Here is a 14,669-nt window from a genome sequence, read left to right as displayed (position 1 = left end):
GCACGCGTGGGGCGGGTCACCGGACCAGCCTATCCGGCGGCTGTCGGCCGGGGTCGGCCTGTCGCGGGGGAATACCTGGAACGCTCCTGGCGCTCCACTGGACGACCCCGTACCCGTGTCGGCGCACCGGTCCCGCTCGCCGCGGACCGCAGCCGGAGAGGAGCCCCGCATGAGCGCCGCCCTGCTGACGCATCCCTCCCGGACCGTAGACTGGCCCGCGATGAGCACTGACAACAGCCGGCCGGAATTCGCCCGGCCCGAGGACGCCCCCGAGCACGACCGCGCCGACATCGACGTCGCCGCCGAGTCCGAACAGCAGCGCCGTGCCCGGTTCGAGCGTGACGCCCTCGAGTTCGTGGACCAGTTGTACTCCGCTGCGCTGCGCATGACGCGCAACCCGCAGGACGCCGAGGACCTGGTCCAGGAGGCGTACACGAAGGCCTACTCCTCGTTCCACCAGTACCGGCCCGGCACCAACCTCAAGGCCTGGCTCTACCGGATCCTCACGAACACGTACATCAACCTCTACCGCAAGCGGCAGCGCCAGCCCCTCGAGGCGGACAACCCTGAGGTGGAGGACTGGCAGATGGCCCGGGCCGCCGAGCACACCTCCGGTGGCCTGCGCTCGGCCGAGACGGAGGCCCTCGACCGGCTGCCCGACTCCCAGGTGAAGGACGCCCTGCAGGCGATCCCGGAGGAGTTCCGGCTCGCCGTCTACTTCGCGGACGTGGAGGGCTTCGCCTACAAGGAGATCGCCGAGATCCTCGACGTGCCGATCGGCACCGTCATGTCGCGGCTGCACCGCGGCCGCAAGCAGCTGCGCGAGCGCCTCGCGGACTACGCGGCCGCGCGCGGCATCAAGGCCCAGCCGAAGAAGAAGACCGGGCGCGGCGGCACGAAGCAGACCGAGACGAGCACGAAGGAGGCCACGCGATGACCGCGGACCAGCACGGCCATGAGTGCCGCGTCGCCCAGGACGCCTCCCTGGAGCGGCTGTACCAGTACCTGGACGGCGCCCTGACGCCCGAGGACATCGAGCAGGTGCGCGCCCACGTGGCGGAGTGTCCGGACTGCCGGCACCAGAAGGAGCTCGAGGAGCTCATCCGCTCGGCGGTGCGTCGGTGCTGTCAGGAGAAGGCGCCCGCGCAGCTGCGGGCCACCATCATGACCCGCATCACCCAGATCTCGACGACGACCGTCACCTGGGGCTGACACCGCGACATGCGGACCCGTGGGCACCCGATCGGGCGCCCCGACGATGACGAAGGGCCGTCCCCTGAGGGGACGGCCCTTCGTGGTCTCTGCGGTCGCCGGGTGGCACCCGGCCGGTCCGCGACGCCGATCAGCGGATCAGGCGTTGGGACGCTTGCCGTGGTTGGCGCCGTTCCTGCGGCGGTCGCGACGCTTGCGTGCACGCTTGCTCATGACGTCTCCCTTCAACGAGTCGGTCGGTGGTCCATTCTGTCACATCAGGCCGTGGGCTCGGGCAGACCGAGCCACTGGTACCAGCCCCGATGCAGCACGAGCCACGCGATGAGCCCGTGGCCCGCCTGGCCCGGCCGGCCCTGGCCGGAGGCCAGGTCCGAGCGCCACTGCTCGTGGCCCACCAGCGGGGTGAACGTGTCCACGTACACGTGGTTGCGCCGGTCGGCCACATCCAGGTAGGCGGCGTTGAGCTCGGCGAGCCGGGCGTTGCGCTGCTCGTCCAGGGTGGGCGTGGGGCCCACCACGAGCACCGGGATGTTCCGCTGCGAGGCGGTGTCCAGGACGTTGGCCAGGTTCAGCCGCGAGCGGGCGGTCGAGGTGGCCTCCAGGTCCAGGTCCGCGTCGGACAGGGCCACGACGAGGCGGTTCTCCGTCTCCTCGGAGAAGCGCCGCGAGGCCTCGCCCCACCAGCGCTCGTTGAGGTCCTCGGTGGTCTCGTGCGGCACGGCCAGCACGTAGTTCTCCAGCTCCACGTCGGGGGCCTGGGTGCGGGCGAGCACGCGGCCCCACCAGCCGATGGCGCGGGCGTCGCCCGCACCGGCCAGCAGCTGGTCGCCGACGGCGGCGATCCGGATCCGGCGGTTGTGCACAGTGTGTCCTTTCGTCGGCCGATCCGGCGCCGCCGCCGCACCGGAGGGTGCGGCGGCGGCGCAGGGTCGGTCCGGGTCAGCGGCCGAAGGCGGCGTCCAGCAGCGTGCTGAGCTCCTGGTCGTGGCGGCCCTTGGTGCCCGCGGAGGTCGCGGCCGAGGCCGGGCGGGACACGAGGGTCACGGGGACGTCGAGCTGCGGCACGAGGTTCAGTGCCATGAACGGCCACGGGCCCTGGTTCGCGGGCTCGTCCTGCACCCAGGTGACGTCGGCGACCGGGTAGGCGCGGAGCGCCTTGCGGATCTCGTCGAGCGGCAGCGGGTAGAGCTGCTCCACCCGCACGATCGCAGTGGAGGTGTCACCGGACTTCTGGCGGCGGGCGAGCAGGTCGTAGTACAGCCGGCCGGAGACCAGCAGCACGCGCGTGACGTCCTTGGCGTCCACCCCGGCGTCCGGGATGACCGGCTGGAAGCCGCCCTCGGTGAAGTCCTCCACCGAGTTCGCGGCGGCCTTGAGGCGCAGCAGCTGCTTCGGGGTGAACACGATGAGGGGCCGACGCGGGCGGGCGTAGGCGTGCTCGCGCAGCAGGTGGAAGTGGTTCGCGCCCGTGGAGGGGTTGACCACGCGCATGTTGTCCTCGGCGCACATCTGCAGGAAGCGCTCGATGCGGGCGGAGGAGTGGTCCGGCCCCTGTCCCTCGTAGCCGTGGGGGAGGAGCAGGACCACGGACGAGGTCTGCGACCACTTCTGATCGGCCGAGGAGATGAACTCGTCGATGATCGTCTGCGCGCCGTTCACGAAGTCGCCGAACTGGGCCTCCCACAGCACGAGGGCGTCGGAGCGCTCCACGGAGTAGCCGTACTCGAAGCCGAGGGCGGCGTACTCGGACAGCAGCGAGTTGTAGACCCAGAACTTCGCCTGGTCCTCGGAGAGGTGCCTCAGCGGCGCCCACGTGTCGCCGGTGATCCGGTCGTGGAACACCGAGTGGCGCTGCGTGAAGGTGCCGCGCTGGGAGTCCTGGCCCGCCAGGCGGACCGGCACGCGCTCCATGAGCAGCGAGCCGAAGGCCGCCAGCTCGGCGAAGCCCCAGTCGATGCCGCCGTCGACGGCCATCTTGGCGCGGCGCTCGAGCAGGGCCGCGAGCTTGGGGTGGACCGTAAAGCCCTCGGGCACGTCGATGTGCGCCTGCCCGATGGCCCGCAGCGTCTCGGCCGAGATGGCCGTGGACGCCGGCGCCTCCGGGGCCGCGTCCCGGTCCTCGGCCGGGCGGAGGCCCTCCCCGCCGGAGGCGGGCGCGTCCTCGTGGGTCTCCGCGAAGACCCGCTCCAGCTGCTGCTGGTAGTCCTTCAGGGCGCTGTCCGCCTCCTCCTGCGTGATGTCGCCGCGGCCCACGAGGGACTCGACGTACAGCTTGCGGGTGGAGCGCTTCTGCTCGATGAGGTTGTACATGCGCGGCTGCGTCATCGACGGGTCGTCGCCCTCGTTGTGGCCGCGGCGGCGGTAGCAGACGAGGTCGATGACGACGTCCTTGTTGAACCGCTGGCGGTACTCGAAGGCGAGCTGGGCCACGTGCACCACGGACTCCGGCTCGTCGCCGTTGACGTGGAAGATCGGGGCCTGGATGGTCTTGGCCACGTCGGTGGAGTACACCGCGGAGCGCGCCTGGGTCGGCGGCGTGGTGAAGCCCACCTGGTTGTTCACGACCACGTGGATCGTGCCGCCGGTGCGGTAGCCGGGCAGCTGCGAGAGCTGCAGGACCTCGGTCACGACGCCCTGGCCCGCGAAGGCCGCGTCGCCGTGCACGAGGATCGGCAGCACGGAGAAGGAGTCCGGGCGCTGGCCACCCAGATCGAGGCGGTCCTGCTTGGCACGCACGACGCCCTCGAGGACCGGGTCCACGGCCTCCAGGTGCGAGGGGTTGGCGGCGAGGTACACGCGGGTGCTGTTGCCGGCGTCGGACACGAAGGTGCCCTCGGTGCCCATGTGGTACTTCACGTCGCCCGAGCCCGAGGCGCCGCCCGGGGTGGCCCCCTCGAACTCGCGGAAGACCTGGCTGTAGGTCTTGCCGGCGATGTTGGTCAGCACGTTCAGGCGACCGCGGTGCGCCATGCCGATGGCGACCTCGTCCAGCCCGGCGTCGGCGGCGTCGCCGAGGATGCCGTCCAGCAGCGGGATGAGGGACTCGCCGCCCTCCAGGGAGAAGCGCTTCTGGCCGATGTACTTGGTCTGCAGGAACGTCTCGAACGCCTCCGCGGCGTTGAGTCGGCCCAGGATGCGCAGCTGCTCCTCGCGGGTGGGCTTGGCGTACGGCTGCTCGAGCTTCTCCTGGAACCAGGCGCGCTCGGCCGGGTCCTGGATGTGCATGTACTCGACGCCGATGGTGCGGCAGTACGCGTCACGCAGCACGCCGAGGATCTTGCGCAGCGTCAGGCTGCCCGCCCCGCCGAAGCCGCCGGTGGGCCACTTGCGGTCCAGGTCCCACAGGGTCAGCCCGTGCTCGCGGATGTCGAGGTCCGGGTGGTAGGCCATCGAGTACTCGAGCGGGTCCACGTTGGCCAGCAGGTGGCCGCGGTCCCGGTACGCGTGGATGAGCTGCTGGATGCGGGCGACCTTGCCGATCTGCTCCTCCGGGTTCACCTGCACGTCCTGGGCCCAGCGGACGGGCTCGTAGGGGATGCGCAGGGAGTGGAAGACCTCGTCGTAGAAGCCGTCCTCGCCCAGCAGGAGGCCGTGCACGATCTTCAGGAACTCGCCGGAGCCGGCGCCCTGGATCACGCGGTGGTCGTACGTGGAGGTCAGCGTGATCGTCTTGGAGATCGCCAGGTCGTGCAGCGTGGACTCGGCGGCGCCCTGGAAGGCGGCCGGATAGGTCAGCGCGCCGACGCCGATGATGGCGGCCTGGCCCTGGGACAGGCGGGGCACCGAGTGCACGGTGCCGATACCGCCCGGGTTGGTCAGGGAGACCGTGGTGCCGGCGTAGTCGTCCATCGTCAGCTTGTTCTTGCGGGCGCGCTGGACGAGGTCGTCGTACGCCTTCCAGAAGCCGCGGAAGTCGAGGGTCTCGGCGGCCTTGACGTTGGGGACCACGAGCGCGCGGGTGCCGTCCGGGCGGGGCAGGTCGATGGCCAGGCCGAAGTTCACGTGGGCCGGCTCCACCATGGTGGGCTTGCCGTCGCGCTCCTCGTAGGTCACGTTCATCGAGGGCATGGCCGCGAGCGCGCGGACCACGGCGTAGCCGATGAAGTGGGTGAAGGAGACCTTGCCGCCGCGGGTGCGGGCCAGGTGGCTGTTGATGACCACGCGGTTGTCGATCAGCACCTTGGCCGGCAGGTCGCGCACGGTGGTGGCGGTGGGCATGGATAGGGAGGCGTCCATGTTCGTGGCCACGGCCTTGGCCATGCCCTTGAGGACGGTGGCCTTCTCCTGCTTCTCGTCCGCGGTGGTGGTGGCGGTGTCGGCGGGCTCGGAGGGCACGGCCTGGGCCGCCGGGGTCTTCTTGGGCTTGGGGCCGGTGCTGACCGAGGTCTCCTTGGGCTGCGCACCCCGGGCCGGGGCGGTCGCCGCCTTCGGCTCGGTCACCTTGGCGGTGGCCTTCGGCTCGGCCTTGGCGGCGGTCTTCGGCTCGGTCTTGGCGGCGGCCTTCGGCTCGGCCTCGGCGGCGGGGGCGCTGGCCTCGAGACGGGCGAAGATCTGTGCCCACTGCCGGTCCACGGAACCGGAGTCCTCGCGGTACTTCCGGTAGATCTCGGCCACCAGCCGTTCGTTCCCCGGGAACTCCTGTGCGAGCCGGTCCGACGTGAGTTCTGGCACTGTGTAACGCCTCTTCCTGAGCCTTGGGATGCGATGTGCTGCGCCGGGCCACCCGCGCGGCGCGCGTGGGGCCGGGAACGCCTCGAGACATCATAGTTCTTCGACGCCCCCGGTCGGAATGCCGCGGCCTCGGCTCGACTCCGCTCCCGGCGGACGCGCGGGGGCCTCACGGCGTCCGCCTCGTCTGGGAGACTGACGCCATGCGCTTCCTCACCGACCCGGCCGTCGACCTGACGTACAACGACGTCTTCCTCGTGCCCTCACACTCGGACGTCGCCAGTCGCATGGACGTGGACATCGCCCCGGATGACGGCACGGGCGCCACCATCCCCCTGGTCTCCGCCAACATGACCGCCGTCACCGGGCGCCGGATGGTCGAGACCATGGCCCGGCGCGGCGGTCTCGGGATCCTGCCGCAGGACATCCCGGCGGACGTGATCCGGGACGTCGTGCGTCGGGTGAAGGCGGCCCACCCCGTGGCGGACACCGCCCTGACCGTCGGCCCGCAGGACACGGTGCTGGACCTGCTCCACCTCGTGGACCGCCGCAACCACGGGGCCGTCTGCGTGGTGGACGCGCACGGCGGGCTGCTCGGCGTGGTCCGCCCCCAGGACTGCGAGGACGTGGACCGCTTCACCTCGGCCGCCTCCGTCATGCACCCTCCGGTGGTGACCCTCACGCTCGCCGAGCTCGGCGGCACGGACGGCGCCCCGGACAAGGACGCGCTGCGGGCGGCCTTCGAGCGCCTGCACGCCGCGCACCAGGAGATGGCCCCCGTCGTGGACCCGGCGGTGGGCACCGCCGCCCCCGTGCTGCGCGGGGTCGTCACCGCGGCGGGCCTGCTGCGCTCGTCCTTGTTCACGCCCGGTCTCGACGACGACGGACGGCTCCGCGTCGGCGCCGCCGTCGGCATCAACGGGGCGGTGGGGGAGAAGGCCGCCGTCCTGGTCGAGGCCGGCGTCGACGTGCTCGTCGTGGACACCGCGCACGGTCATCAGCGGACCATGCTGGACGCGCTCGCCGCCGTGCGGGCCCTCGACCCCGGCGTGCCCGTGGTGGCCGGCAACGTCGTCTCCGGCGACGGCGTCCGGGACCTGGTCGCGGCCGGCGCGGACATCGTCAAGGTGGGCGTGGGACCGGGCGCGATGTGCACCACGCGCATGCAGACCGCGGTGGGCCGGCCCCAGTTCTCGGCGGTCCTGGAGTGCGCCGCCGCGGCCCGCGAGCTCGGGGCACGCGTGTGGGCGGACGGCGGGGTGAAGCACCCGCGGGACGTGGCGCTCGCGCTGGCCGCCGGAGCCAGCTCGGTGATGATCGGCTCGTGGTTCGCGGGGACGCTCGAGTCTCCGGGCGACCTCGTGCACGGTCCGGACGGTCGGCGGTACAAGGAGAGCTTCGGCATGGCCTCGGCCCGCGCGGTCCAGCACCGCACCCGCCACGAGGACGCCTTCACCAAGGCCCGCAAGGCGATGTTCGAGGAGGGCATCTCCTCCTCGCGCATGTACGTGGACCCGCGCCGCCCCTCGGTGGAGGACCTGCTGGACACCATCACGTCCGGTGTGCGCTCGTCGCTGACCTACGCCGGCGCCCACGACCTGGCGGAGTTCCGTGAGCGCGCCGTCGTCGGCCTGCAGTCCGCGGCGGGCTACGAGGAGGGCCGGCCGGTCGCCTCGTCGTGGTGAGGCGGCCGCATGCCCCTGCTCGTTCCGCCGGGGCCTGACGCCCCTATACTGGGCGGACTATGGATCACCCTGACACCTGTGTGCCAGACCGCTCGTCCGCCCACGCGGACGCGGCCGGATCGGAGCCTTCCAGTCCCGGTGCCCCGCACCGCCGCCCGGCCCGCCGTCGAGGGGGTGAGGTCGGGTGGAGTGGCTCCTGCTGATCCTCGGCCTGGCCCTGATCGTGGGCACCGGGTTCTTCGTGGCCGTCGAGTTCGCCATGATCGCGATCGACGTGCCCACCGTGCAGCGCATGGTGGACGCGGGTGACCGCGGCGCCGAGCCCCTGCTGCGCTGTCTCAAGTCACTCTCGACCCAGCTCTCCGCGTGCCAGCTGGGCATCACTCTGACCACACTGCTCACCGGCTACGTGATGGACCCGGCGATCAGCCGGCTCATCGACCCGCTGCTGCTCCAGGTGGGGCTGCCGGCCGGCGTGGTGGGCACCGTCTCGCTCGTCGTCGCGATGGTCGTGGCGACCCTGCTCTCGATGCTCCTCGGCGAGCTGATCCCCAAGAACATGTCCATCGCCGAGCCCATGGCGATCGGCCGCGCACTCGCCCGGCCCCAGCTCGTGTTCAGCACCGTGTTCAAGCCGGCGATCCTGGTCCTGAACGGGTTCTCCAACGGCGTGCTGGCCCGCGTGGGCATCGAGGCCAAGGAGGAGATCTCCGGCGCCCGCAGCCCCGAGGAGCTCTCCTCGCTGGTCCGCCGCTCGGCCCAGCTGGGCACGCTCGACGCGCAGACCGCCACGTTCCTGGACCGGACGCTGCGCTTCGCGGACCGCACCGCCGCGGACGTGATGACCCCGCGCATCCGCGTGGAGACGGTGAGGGAGGACCAGGCTCTGCCCGAGGTCCTGGACCTGGCCCGCAGCACCGGCTACTCGCGGTTCCCCGTGATCGGCGACTCCTCGGACGACATCCGCGGCGTGGTGCACGTGAAGAAGGTCGTGGCCGTGCCGCGGGAGCGCCGCGCCGACCTCGAGGCCGGTGCACTGATGACGGAGGTCATCCGCGTGCCGGAGACCGTGCACCTGGACCAGCTGCTGGCCGAGCTGCGCGACGCGAACCTGCAGATGGCCGTCGTCGTGGACGAGTACGGGGGCACCGCAGGGGTGGTCACGCTCGAGGACGTGGTGGAGGAGATCGTCGGCGAGGTCGCGGACGAGCACGACCGCGTCACCCCGGGGGTCCTCCAGACGGCCTCCGGCCGCTGGTACTTCCCGGCGGAGCTGCGGCCCGACGAGGTGCGGACCCAGATCCCGGCCCTCGTGGTGCCGGAGGACGGGGCCTACGAGACCGTCGGCGGGTACATCCTGGCCCGACTGGGGCGCCTGGCGGAGGTCGGGGACGTGGTGGACGTGGACGGCGGCACCCTGACGGTCGAGCGGATGGACGGCCGCCGCATCGAGCGCGTGCGCTTCGACCCGGCCGCTGAGGACGAGGAGACGCGCGCATGAACGGGGACGTCGTCGGACTGCTGTGGCTGGTGGTCCTGTTGGCCGCCAACGCCTTCTTCGTGGCGGGCGAGTTCGCCGTCATGGGCGCCCGCCGGGCGCAGATCGAGCCGCGGGCCGAGGCCGGCTCCCGCCAGGCCCAGGTGGCGCTCTACGCGATGGAGCACGTCTCCCAGATGCTGGCCGTCTGCCAGCTCGGCATCACGGTGTGCTCCCTGCTCATCCTCAACGTGTCCGAGCCGGCGCTGCACCACCTGCTCGTCGTCCCGATGGCCGCCCTCGGGGTCCCGTCCGCGGCGGCGGACGTGACCGCCTTCGTGCTCGCGCTGCTGGTGGTCACCTTCCTGCACGTGACCCTGGGCGAGATGGTGCCCAAGAACGCCGCCGTCTCGTTCGCGGACCGCGCCGTGATGCTGCTGGCCCAGCCGCTCGTGTGGCTCTCGAAGCTGCTGCATCCCGTCGTGGCCGCGCTGAACTGGACGGCCAACCTCGTGCTGCACGCCCTGCGCATCGAGCCGAAGGACGAGGTGGCCTCCTCCTACACGCTCGAGGAGGTGCAGTCGATCGTGGCCGAGTCCACCCGCTCGGGCACCCTGGAGGACGAGTCCGGCGTGCTGCACTCGGCCCTCGAGTTCTCGGACCACCGGGCCGGGGACGTGATGGTGCCGCTCGAGCGGGTCGTCACCGTCCCCGAGGGGATCACGCCGCACGACTTCGAGTGGACCGTGGGCCGCGTGGGCTTCTCCCGGTTCGTGGTCGAGGACCCCGACGGCGGCTACACCGGCTACCTGCACCTGAAGGACGTCCTCACCGTGGGCCCGTCGGGACACGATGAGCCGATCCCGCTCACGCGCGTGCGCTCGCTGGCCAACGTGCGGCTCGAGGACGAGGTCGAGGACGCCCTGGCGCTCATGCAGCGCACGGGCTCCCACCTCGCCCGGGTCATCACGCCCGAGGGCGAGACCGCGGGCATACTCTTCCTCGAAGACGTGCTCGAGGAGCTCGTCGGGGAGATCAACGACGTGACGCAGTCGCCACGTCGGTTCCGGCCCGCGTGAGCGTCGCGCGGTCGGCGCGGTGCTACTGTTGAGAACCGATTTCATGCACCGTCCCCGACACGAACGAGGTCGCCCCATGCTCCGCCGCCGTCGTCTGCCCGCCCTGACCGGTGCCCTCGCCGCGCTCACCCTGAGCCTCGCCGCGTGCGGCGGGACCAGCGGCGACTCCGCGGGCGCGCAGGCCGCGGGCGCCTCTGCGGACTCCGGGTCCGGCTCGGCCGCGGGCGCGCCCGTGGCCGTCGCCACGACGACGCAGCTCGGCTCCGTGCTCGACCGCGTGGTCGCGTGCGCCGACGCCCGCAGCGCCACGGTGATGGGCCCCGGCGACGACCCGCACGACTTCTCCGCCTCGTCCGCGCAGGTGAAGGACATGGTCTCCTCCGGCCTCGTGTTCTCCAACGGCCTCGGCCTCGAGGGCGGCATGGAGTCCGCCCTCGCGAACGCGGAGGCGGACGGCGCGACCGTCGTCGAGGTGGCGCCCCAGCTGGATCCGCTGCCCTTCGGCGGCCATGACCACGCCGAGGAGGGGGCGGGCCACGAGGGCCACGACCACGGGTCCGAGGATCCGCACGTCTGGATGGACGTCGCCCGCATGGCGAGGGCCGCCGAGCTGATGGGCGACACGCTCGCCCAGGAGCGGGGTGACGAGAGGTTCGCCGAGTGCGGCGCGACCGTCCGCGGGGAACTCGAGCAGACGGACGCGCAGGTCCGGGAGATCCTCGCCGGGGTCCCGGAGGACCGCCGCACGCTGGTCACGGACCACGACGCCTACGGCTACTTCAGCGACGCCTACGACTTCACCGTGTCCGGCGTCGTCGTCCCGGGCGGCTCCACCGACGGCGAGCCCTCCTCTCAGGAGATCGCCGAGCTCGCCCGGTCCATCCGTGACGGCGGCGCGGACGCCGTGATCACGTCCGTGGGCGCGCGCAACAGCCTCGTGGACACCGTGGCCGAGGAGGCCGGCAACCTGCCGGTCATCGAGGTCTACGAGAGCGGCGTCGGCCCGAAGGACACCCCGGAGGCGGACTACGCCGAGGCCATGCTCGCCAACGCCCGCACCCTCGCCGACGCGCTGGAGGGCTGAGGATGGACTGGCTGCTCGAACCCTTCCAGATGGGCTTCCAACAGCGCGCCCTCGTCGGCGGACTCATCGCGGTGGTGATGTGCTCGGTCGTGGGCACGTGGCTGGTGCTGCGCGGGATGAGCTTCTTCGGGGACGCGTTCGTGCACGGTGTCCTGCCGGGCATCGCCCTGGCGGTCGTCACCGGCGGCAGCCCCCACCTCGGTGCGGCGGTGGCCGCCGTCGTCATGATGGCGGGCATCTCCCTGGTGCACCGGGCCACCACCCTCAAGGAGGACACGGCCATCGGCCTGCTCTTCGTGGGGATGATGGCCCTGGGCGTGGTGATCATCTCCAAGTCGGACTCCTACACGGGTTCGCTCACGTCGATCCTGTTCGGCGATGTGCTGGGTGTCAGCGTGGACGGCATCGTGACCCAGGCGGTCATCGCCGTCGTGGTGATCGCCCTGGCCCTGCTGCTCTACCGGCCCCTGCTGGCGCTGAGCTTCTCCGAGGTCAAGGCGCGCTCGCTGGGCATGCGGCCGGGGCTGACGCACACGCTGCTGCTGGTGATGATCGGCGCGGCCGTGATCGGTTCGTTCCAGGCGGTGGGCACGGTGCTCGTGTTCGGCCTCCTCGTGGGACCGCCCGCGACGGCGGCGCTGCTGACGCGCAGCGTCCCCCAGATGATGCTCGTCTCCGTCGTGATCGGCGCGGCGTGCGTCGTCACCGGGCTCACCCTCAGCTACCGGCTGGGCACGGCGGGTTCGGCCACCATGGCGCTCATGCCGATCCTGCTGTTCTTCGTCGTGCTCGCCGTCCGCGCCGCCGTGCTGGCGCTCCTGGGCCGGCACGTGCGCTCGCGCGCGCAGCGTGAGCGGGAGACGCCGGTCGTGGCCCTGCCCGGAGCGGAGGTCGCCCGATGAACGCGTCCTTCCCCGCGGGCGCCGCGGCGGCCACGCCTCCCCTCGCGGTCGCCCGGGCGCTCGAACTGCGCCACGGCTCGCACGTGGCCGTCCGACCCTCCGACTTCACCCTGCCGGCCCGGCGGCTGATCGCGGTGATCGGGCCCAACGGCTCCGGCAAGTCCACGCTGCTGACCGCCCTGGCGGGCCTGAGCGACCCGGCCTCCGGTGCGCTCGAGGTACTCGGCGAGGACCCGCGCCGGCGCTCGCAGCGCACCTCCTTCGTGATGCAGTCCATCGGCGTGCCCCAGGGCGTGCCGGTGACGGTGCGCGACGTCGTCGGGATGGGCCGGTACCCCACGCTCGGGTGGTTCCGCCGGTTCCGGAGGGAGGACCGGGACATCGTGCGGGCCGCCATGGAGCGCATGCAGGTCGCGGACCTGGCGCGGCGGCACCTCGACCAGCTCTCCGGCGGGCAGCGCCAGCGCGCCTACGTGGCCCAGGGCCTCGCCCAGGACCACGACGTGCTGCTGCTCGACGAGCCGATGACGGGCCTCGACATCGTCTCCGCCCGCACGATCGACGACCTCCTCCACGAGGAGCCGACGCGCGGGGTGTCCGTGGTCTACACGACCCACGATCTCGACGAGGCCGCGGAGGCGGACCACGTGGTCCTGATGGGCGGGCGCGTCGTGGCCTCCGGCTCGCCGCGGGACGTGCTCACGGTCGAGAACCTGGACATCGCGTACGGCCGGGGCGCCCTGCACGGGCCCTCCACGGCGGTCGAGGACGCGGCGGACTTCCTGGACGACCCCGCGGGCGGCCGCCGCCACTGACCGGGGCCCGGCCCATGGTCATGGTCAGGCCCCGCGGGTGCGCCCCTCGGTCCGGCAGCGGGCGCAGACACCGGTGATCTCCACCGTGTGGTCCGCGTCCGTGAAGCCGTGCTCCGCGGCGACGGCGGTGGCCCACGCCTCGACGTGGGGGGCGGTGACCTCGACGGTGGTCCAGCAGCTCCGGCACACCAGGTGGTGATGGTGGCCCTCGTCCTCGCACCGGCGGTACACGGACTCGCCGTCATCGCGGCGGAGCACGTCCACGAGCCCGTCGTCGAGCTGCTGCTGCAGGGTCCGGTACACGGTGGCCAGCGAGACGCGTTCGCCCTGGTCCTGGAGGCGGGCATGGAGCTCCTGCGCGCTCACGAAGTCCGGGATGCGGTCCAGGGCTCGGTCGACGGCGGCCTTCTGCCGGGTCGCCCGGGGACGGGCGGCACGGGGGCTGGGCTCGGGGGCGCTCACGGTGCTCACGACTCCTTCTGCGGCGGCTGCCGCCTCCTCCGCACGGTCCGGAACAGGTCCGCGCGGGCCATCCTCCAGGTTATCAGCGACGCCGAAGGGGGCGTGGAGTAGGGTGTCCGGGTGCACAGCGAGACCCCGGACCCATCCCCTGTCCCGGACCGCGACGGCGCCGCCCCCGATCGACCCGACCCGCTGATCGTCGTCGACGAGGGGCAGGCCCGCGTCGTCCCGGCGCCCACGGCGGCCCCGTCCTCGTCCCATGACGCCGGCGGCGACCCGGACGCGGACACCGACGGCGTCGACCCCGAGGCCGCCGAGCCGCCCACCCTGGTGACGGTGGACGTGCTGGCCGGCTGGCTCGGCCTGGCCCCCGTCGAGGACCTGCCGCCGGTGCCCGAGGGCCCGGCCTACGCCCAGCCGGGCCGATGCCGCCCGAACCGGGTGATCCTGCTCGACGTCCGGTTCCGGGCCACGGCGGGCGGGCCCGACCACGCCGCCTATCTCCAGGGCCATCTGCCGGGCGCCGTCTACGTCTCCCTGCCCAGCCAGCTCGCCGGCCACGCCGGTCCGGCGGCGGGGCGCCACCCCCTGCCGGACGCGCGCCAGTTCGCGGAGACCGTGCGGATGTGGGGGATCGACGAGGGCGACACCATCGTGGTCTACGACGACGACCACGGCCTGTCCGCCGCGCGCGCCTGGTGGCTGCTGCGCCACGCGGGGCTGCGGGACTCCATGCTCCTGGACGGCGGCCTCGAGGCGTGGCGCGCCGCGGGCCTGCCCCTGCAGCCCGGCGAGGTCATCCCGGTGCCCGGCACCGCCCGGCCGTCGTGGGGCCGGATGCCCGTCGTGGACACGGCCGGCGCCGAGGCGATGGCCTCCGGCGGTCTGCTCCTCGACGCGCGGGCGGCCGAGCGGTACCGCGGGGAGGTCGAGCCCTTCGACCCCGTGGCCGGGCACATCCCCGGGGCGCGGAACGTGCCCACGGCGGAGAGCATCGCCGAGGACGGCCGCCTGCGGCCCGCCGCGGAGCTGGCGGAGCGGTTCGACGCCGTCGGCGTGGACGACGCCACTCCCGTGGCCGTGTACTGCGGCTCGGGCATCACCGCGGCGCACGCCGTGCTCACCCTGGCCGTCGCGGGGCGACCCGGAGTGGCGCTCTACCCGGGTTCGTGGTCAGCATGGGTCCAGGACCCGTCCAACGCCGTCGCGGTCGGCCCCGAGCCCGACGGCGCGTCCGGCCGGGACTGACGAGCCCCGGGGCCCCGCCCCGCCGACCCCCAGGAGG

At 72.7% G+C, this 14,669-nt stretch carries 12 protein-coding genes; 9 read left to right on the top strand and 3 right to left on the bottom strand.

What is annotated here, in order from left to right; genetic code table 11:
• Positions 1 to 220 precede the first annotated feature (220 nt).
• Positions 221 to 937, top strand: coding sequence for a sigma-70 family RNA polymerase sigma factor (locus tag J1M38_RS08785; RefSeq protein WP_036314006.1), 717 nt, complete (start codon positions 221 to 223; stop codon positions 935 to 937).
• Complete coding sequence (gene rsrA / locus J1M38_RS08780; RefSeq protein ID WP_060974333.1) at positions 934 to 1,212, top strand: mycothiol system anti-sigma-R factor; 279 nt, start codon at positions 934 to 936, stop codon at positions 1,210 to 1,212. Before J1M38_RS08785 ends, rsrA begins: the two co-directional genes overlap by 4 nt.
• Positions 1,213 to 1,469: 257 nt before the next feature.
• Here rsrA and J1M38_RS08775 read toward each other — a convergent pair whose 3' ends face one another.
• Together J1M38_RS08775 and J1M38_RS08770 are read right to left on the bottom strand one after the other, a co-directional pair.
• Positions 1,470 to 2,075 carry a GDSL-type esterase/lipase family protein gene (locus J1M38_RS08775; RefSeq protein WP_004167659.1) on the bottom strand — a complete coding sequence of 202 codons (606 nt, stop codon included), beginning with the start codon at positions 2,073 to 2,075 and terminating at the stop codon, positions 1,470 to 1,472.
• A 76-nt stretch (positions 2,076 to 2,151) separates the two neighbouring features.
• The gene (locus J1M38_RS08770; protein WP_078026005.1) at positions 2,152 to 5,883 is read right to left on the bottom strand and encodes a multifunctional oxoglutarate decarboxylase/oxoglutarate dehydrogenase thiamine pyrophosphate-binding subunit/dihydrolipoyllysine-residue succinyltransferase subunit; all 3,732 of its coding nucleotides are present in this window, start codon (positions 5,881 to 5,883) and stop codon (positions 2,152 to 2,154) included.
• Positions 5,884 to 6,083: 200 nt separating this feature from the next.
• Between J1M38_RS08770 and J1M38_RS08765 the strand changes: the two genes are divergently transcribed.
• The 6 genes from J1M38_RS08765 to J1M38_RS08740 all read left to right on the top strand — a co-directional run bounded on the left by J1M38_RS08765 (position 6,084) and on the right by J1M38_RS08740 (position 12,922).
• Entirely contained in the window at positions 6,084 to 7,565 is a 1,482-nt protein-coding gene (locus tag J1M38_RS08765) for a GuaB1 family IMP dehydrogenase-related protein (protein ID WP_049147194.1), read from the top strand.
• A 184-nt stretch (positions 7,566 to 7,749) separates the two neighbouring features.
• The gene (locus tag J1M38_RS08760) at positions 7,750 to 9,066 is read left to right on the top strand and encodes a hemolysin family protein (protein WP_041104315.1); all 1,317 of its coding nucleotides are present in this window, start codon (positions 7,750 to 7,752) and stop codon (positions 9,064 to 9,066) included.
• Complete coding sequence (locus J1M38_RS08755) at positions 9,063 to 10,121, top strand: hemolysin family protein (RefSeq protein ID WP_041104317.1); 1,059 nt, start codon at positions 9,063 to 9,065, stop codon at positions 10,119 to 10,121. The genes J1M38_RS08760 and J1M38_RS08755 overlap by 4 nt, the downstream gene beginning before the upstream one ends.
• Before the next feature lie 76 nt (positions 10,122 to 10,197).
• The gene (locus J1M38_RS08750; RefSeq protein ID WP_078026007.1) at positions 10,198 to 11,205 is read left to right on the top strand and encodes a metal ABC transporter substrate-binding protein; all 1,008 of its coding nucleotides are present in this window, start codon (positions 10,198 to 10,200) and stop codon (positions 11,203 to 11,205) included.
• Positions 11,206 to 11,207: 2 nt separating this feature from the next.
• Positions 11,208 to 12,107, top strand: coding sequence for a metal ABC transporter permease (locus tag J1M38_RS08745; protein ID WP_078026008.1), 900 nt, complete (start codon positions 11,208 to 11,210; stop codon positions 12,105 to 12,107).
• Positions 12,104 to 12,922, top strand: a complete 819-nt coding sequence (locus J1M38_RS08740) for a metal ABC transporter ATP-binding protein (protein WP_078026009.1) — start codon at positions 12,104 to 12,106, stop codon at positions 12,920 to 12,922. The genes J1M38_RS08745 and J1M38_RS08740 overlap by 4 nt, the downstream gene beginning before the upstream one ends.
• A 24-nt stretch (positions 12,923 to 12,946) precedes the next feature.
• Here J1M38_RS08740 and J1M38_RS08735 read toward each other — a convergent pair whose 3' ends face one another.
• Complete coding sequence (locus J1M38_RS08735; protein ID WP_078026010.1) at positions 12,947 to 13,393, bottom strand: Fur family transcriptional regulator; 447 nt, start codon at positions 13,391 to 13,393, stop codon at positions 12,947 to 12,949.
• Between the two features lie 111 nt (positions 13,394 to 13,504).
• Between J1M38_RS08735 and J1M38_RS08730 the strand changes: the two genes are divergently transcribed.
• Positions 13,505 to 14,632 carry a sulfurtransferase gene (locus J1M38_RS08730; RefSeq protein WP_078026011.1) on the top strand — a complete coding sequence of 376 codons (1,128 nt, stop codon included), beginning with the start codon at positions 13,505 to 13,507 and terminating at the stop codon, positions 14,630 to 14,632.
• The last annotated feature ends 37 nt before the right edge of the window (positions 14,633 to 14,669 follow it).

Source organism: Micrococcus sp. KRD070 (assembly GCF_017168435.1).
GTDB lineage: Bacteria > Actinomycetota > Actinomycetes > Actinomycetales > Micrococcaceae > Micrococcus > Micrococcus luteus.
The sequence above is the reverse complement of the archived record's forward strand: the minus strand, read 5'-3'. Positions and strand labels throughout refer to the sequence as shown.

Coding starts and splice junctions, on each gene's coding strand:
- J1M38_RS08785 (WP_036314006.1), top strand. CDS start 221: ATGAGCACTGACAACAGCCGGCCGGAATTCGCCCGGCCCGAGGACGCC.
- rsrA (WP_060974333.1), top strand. CDS start 934: ATGACCGCGGACCAGCACGGCCATGAGTGCCGCGTCGCCCAGGACGCC.
- J1M38_RS08765 (WP_049147194.1), top strand. CDS start 6,084: ATGCGCTTCCTCACCGACCCGGCCGTCGACCTGACGTACAACGACGTC.
- J1M38_RS08755 (WP_041104317.1), top strand. CDS start 9,063: ATGAACGGGGACGTCGTCGGACTGCTGTGGCTGGTGGTCCTGTTGGCC.
- J1M38_RS08750 (WP_078026007.1), top strand. CDS start 10,198: ATGCTCCGCCGCCGTCGTCTGCCCGCCCTGACCGGTGCCCTCGCCGCG.
- J1M38_RS08745 (WP_078026008.1), top strand. CDS start 11,208: ATGGACTGGCTGCTCGAACCCTTCCAGATGGGCTTCCAACAGCGCGCC.
- J1M38_RS08740 (WP_078026009.1), top strand. CDS start 12,104: ATGAACGCGTCCTTCCCCGCGGGCGCCGCGGCGGCCACGCCTCCCCTC.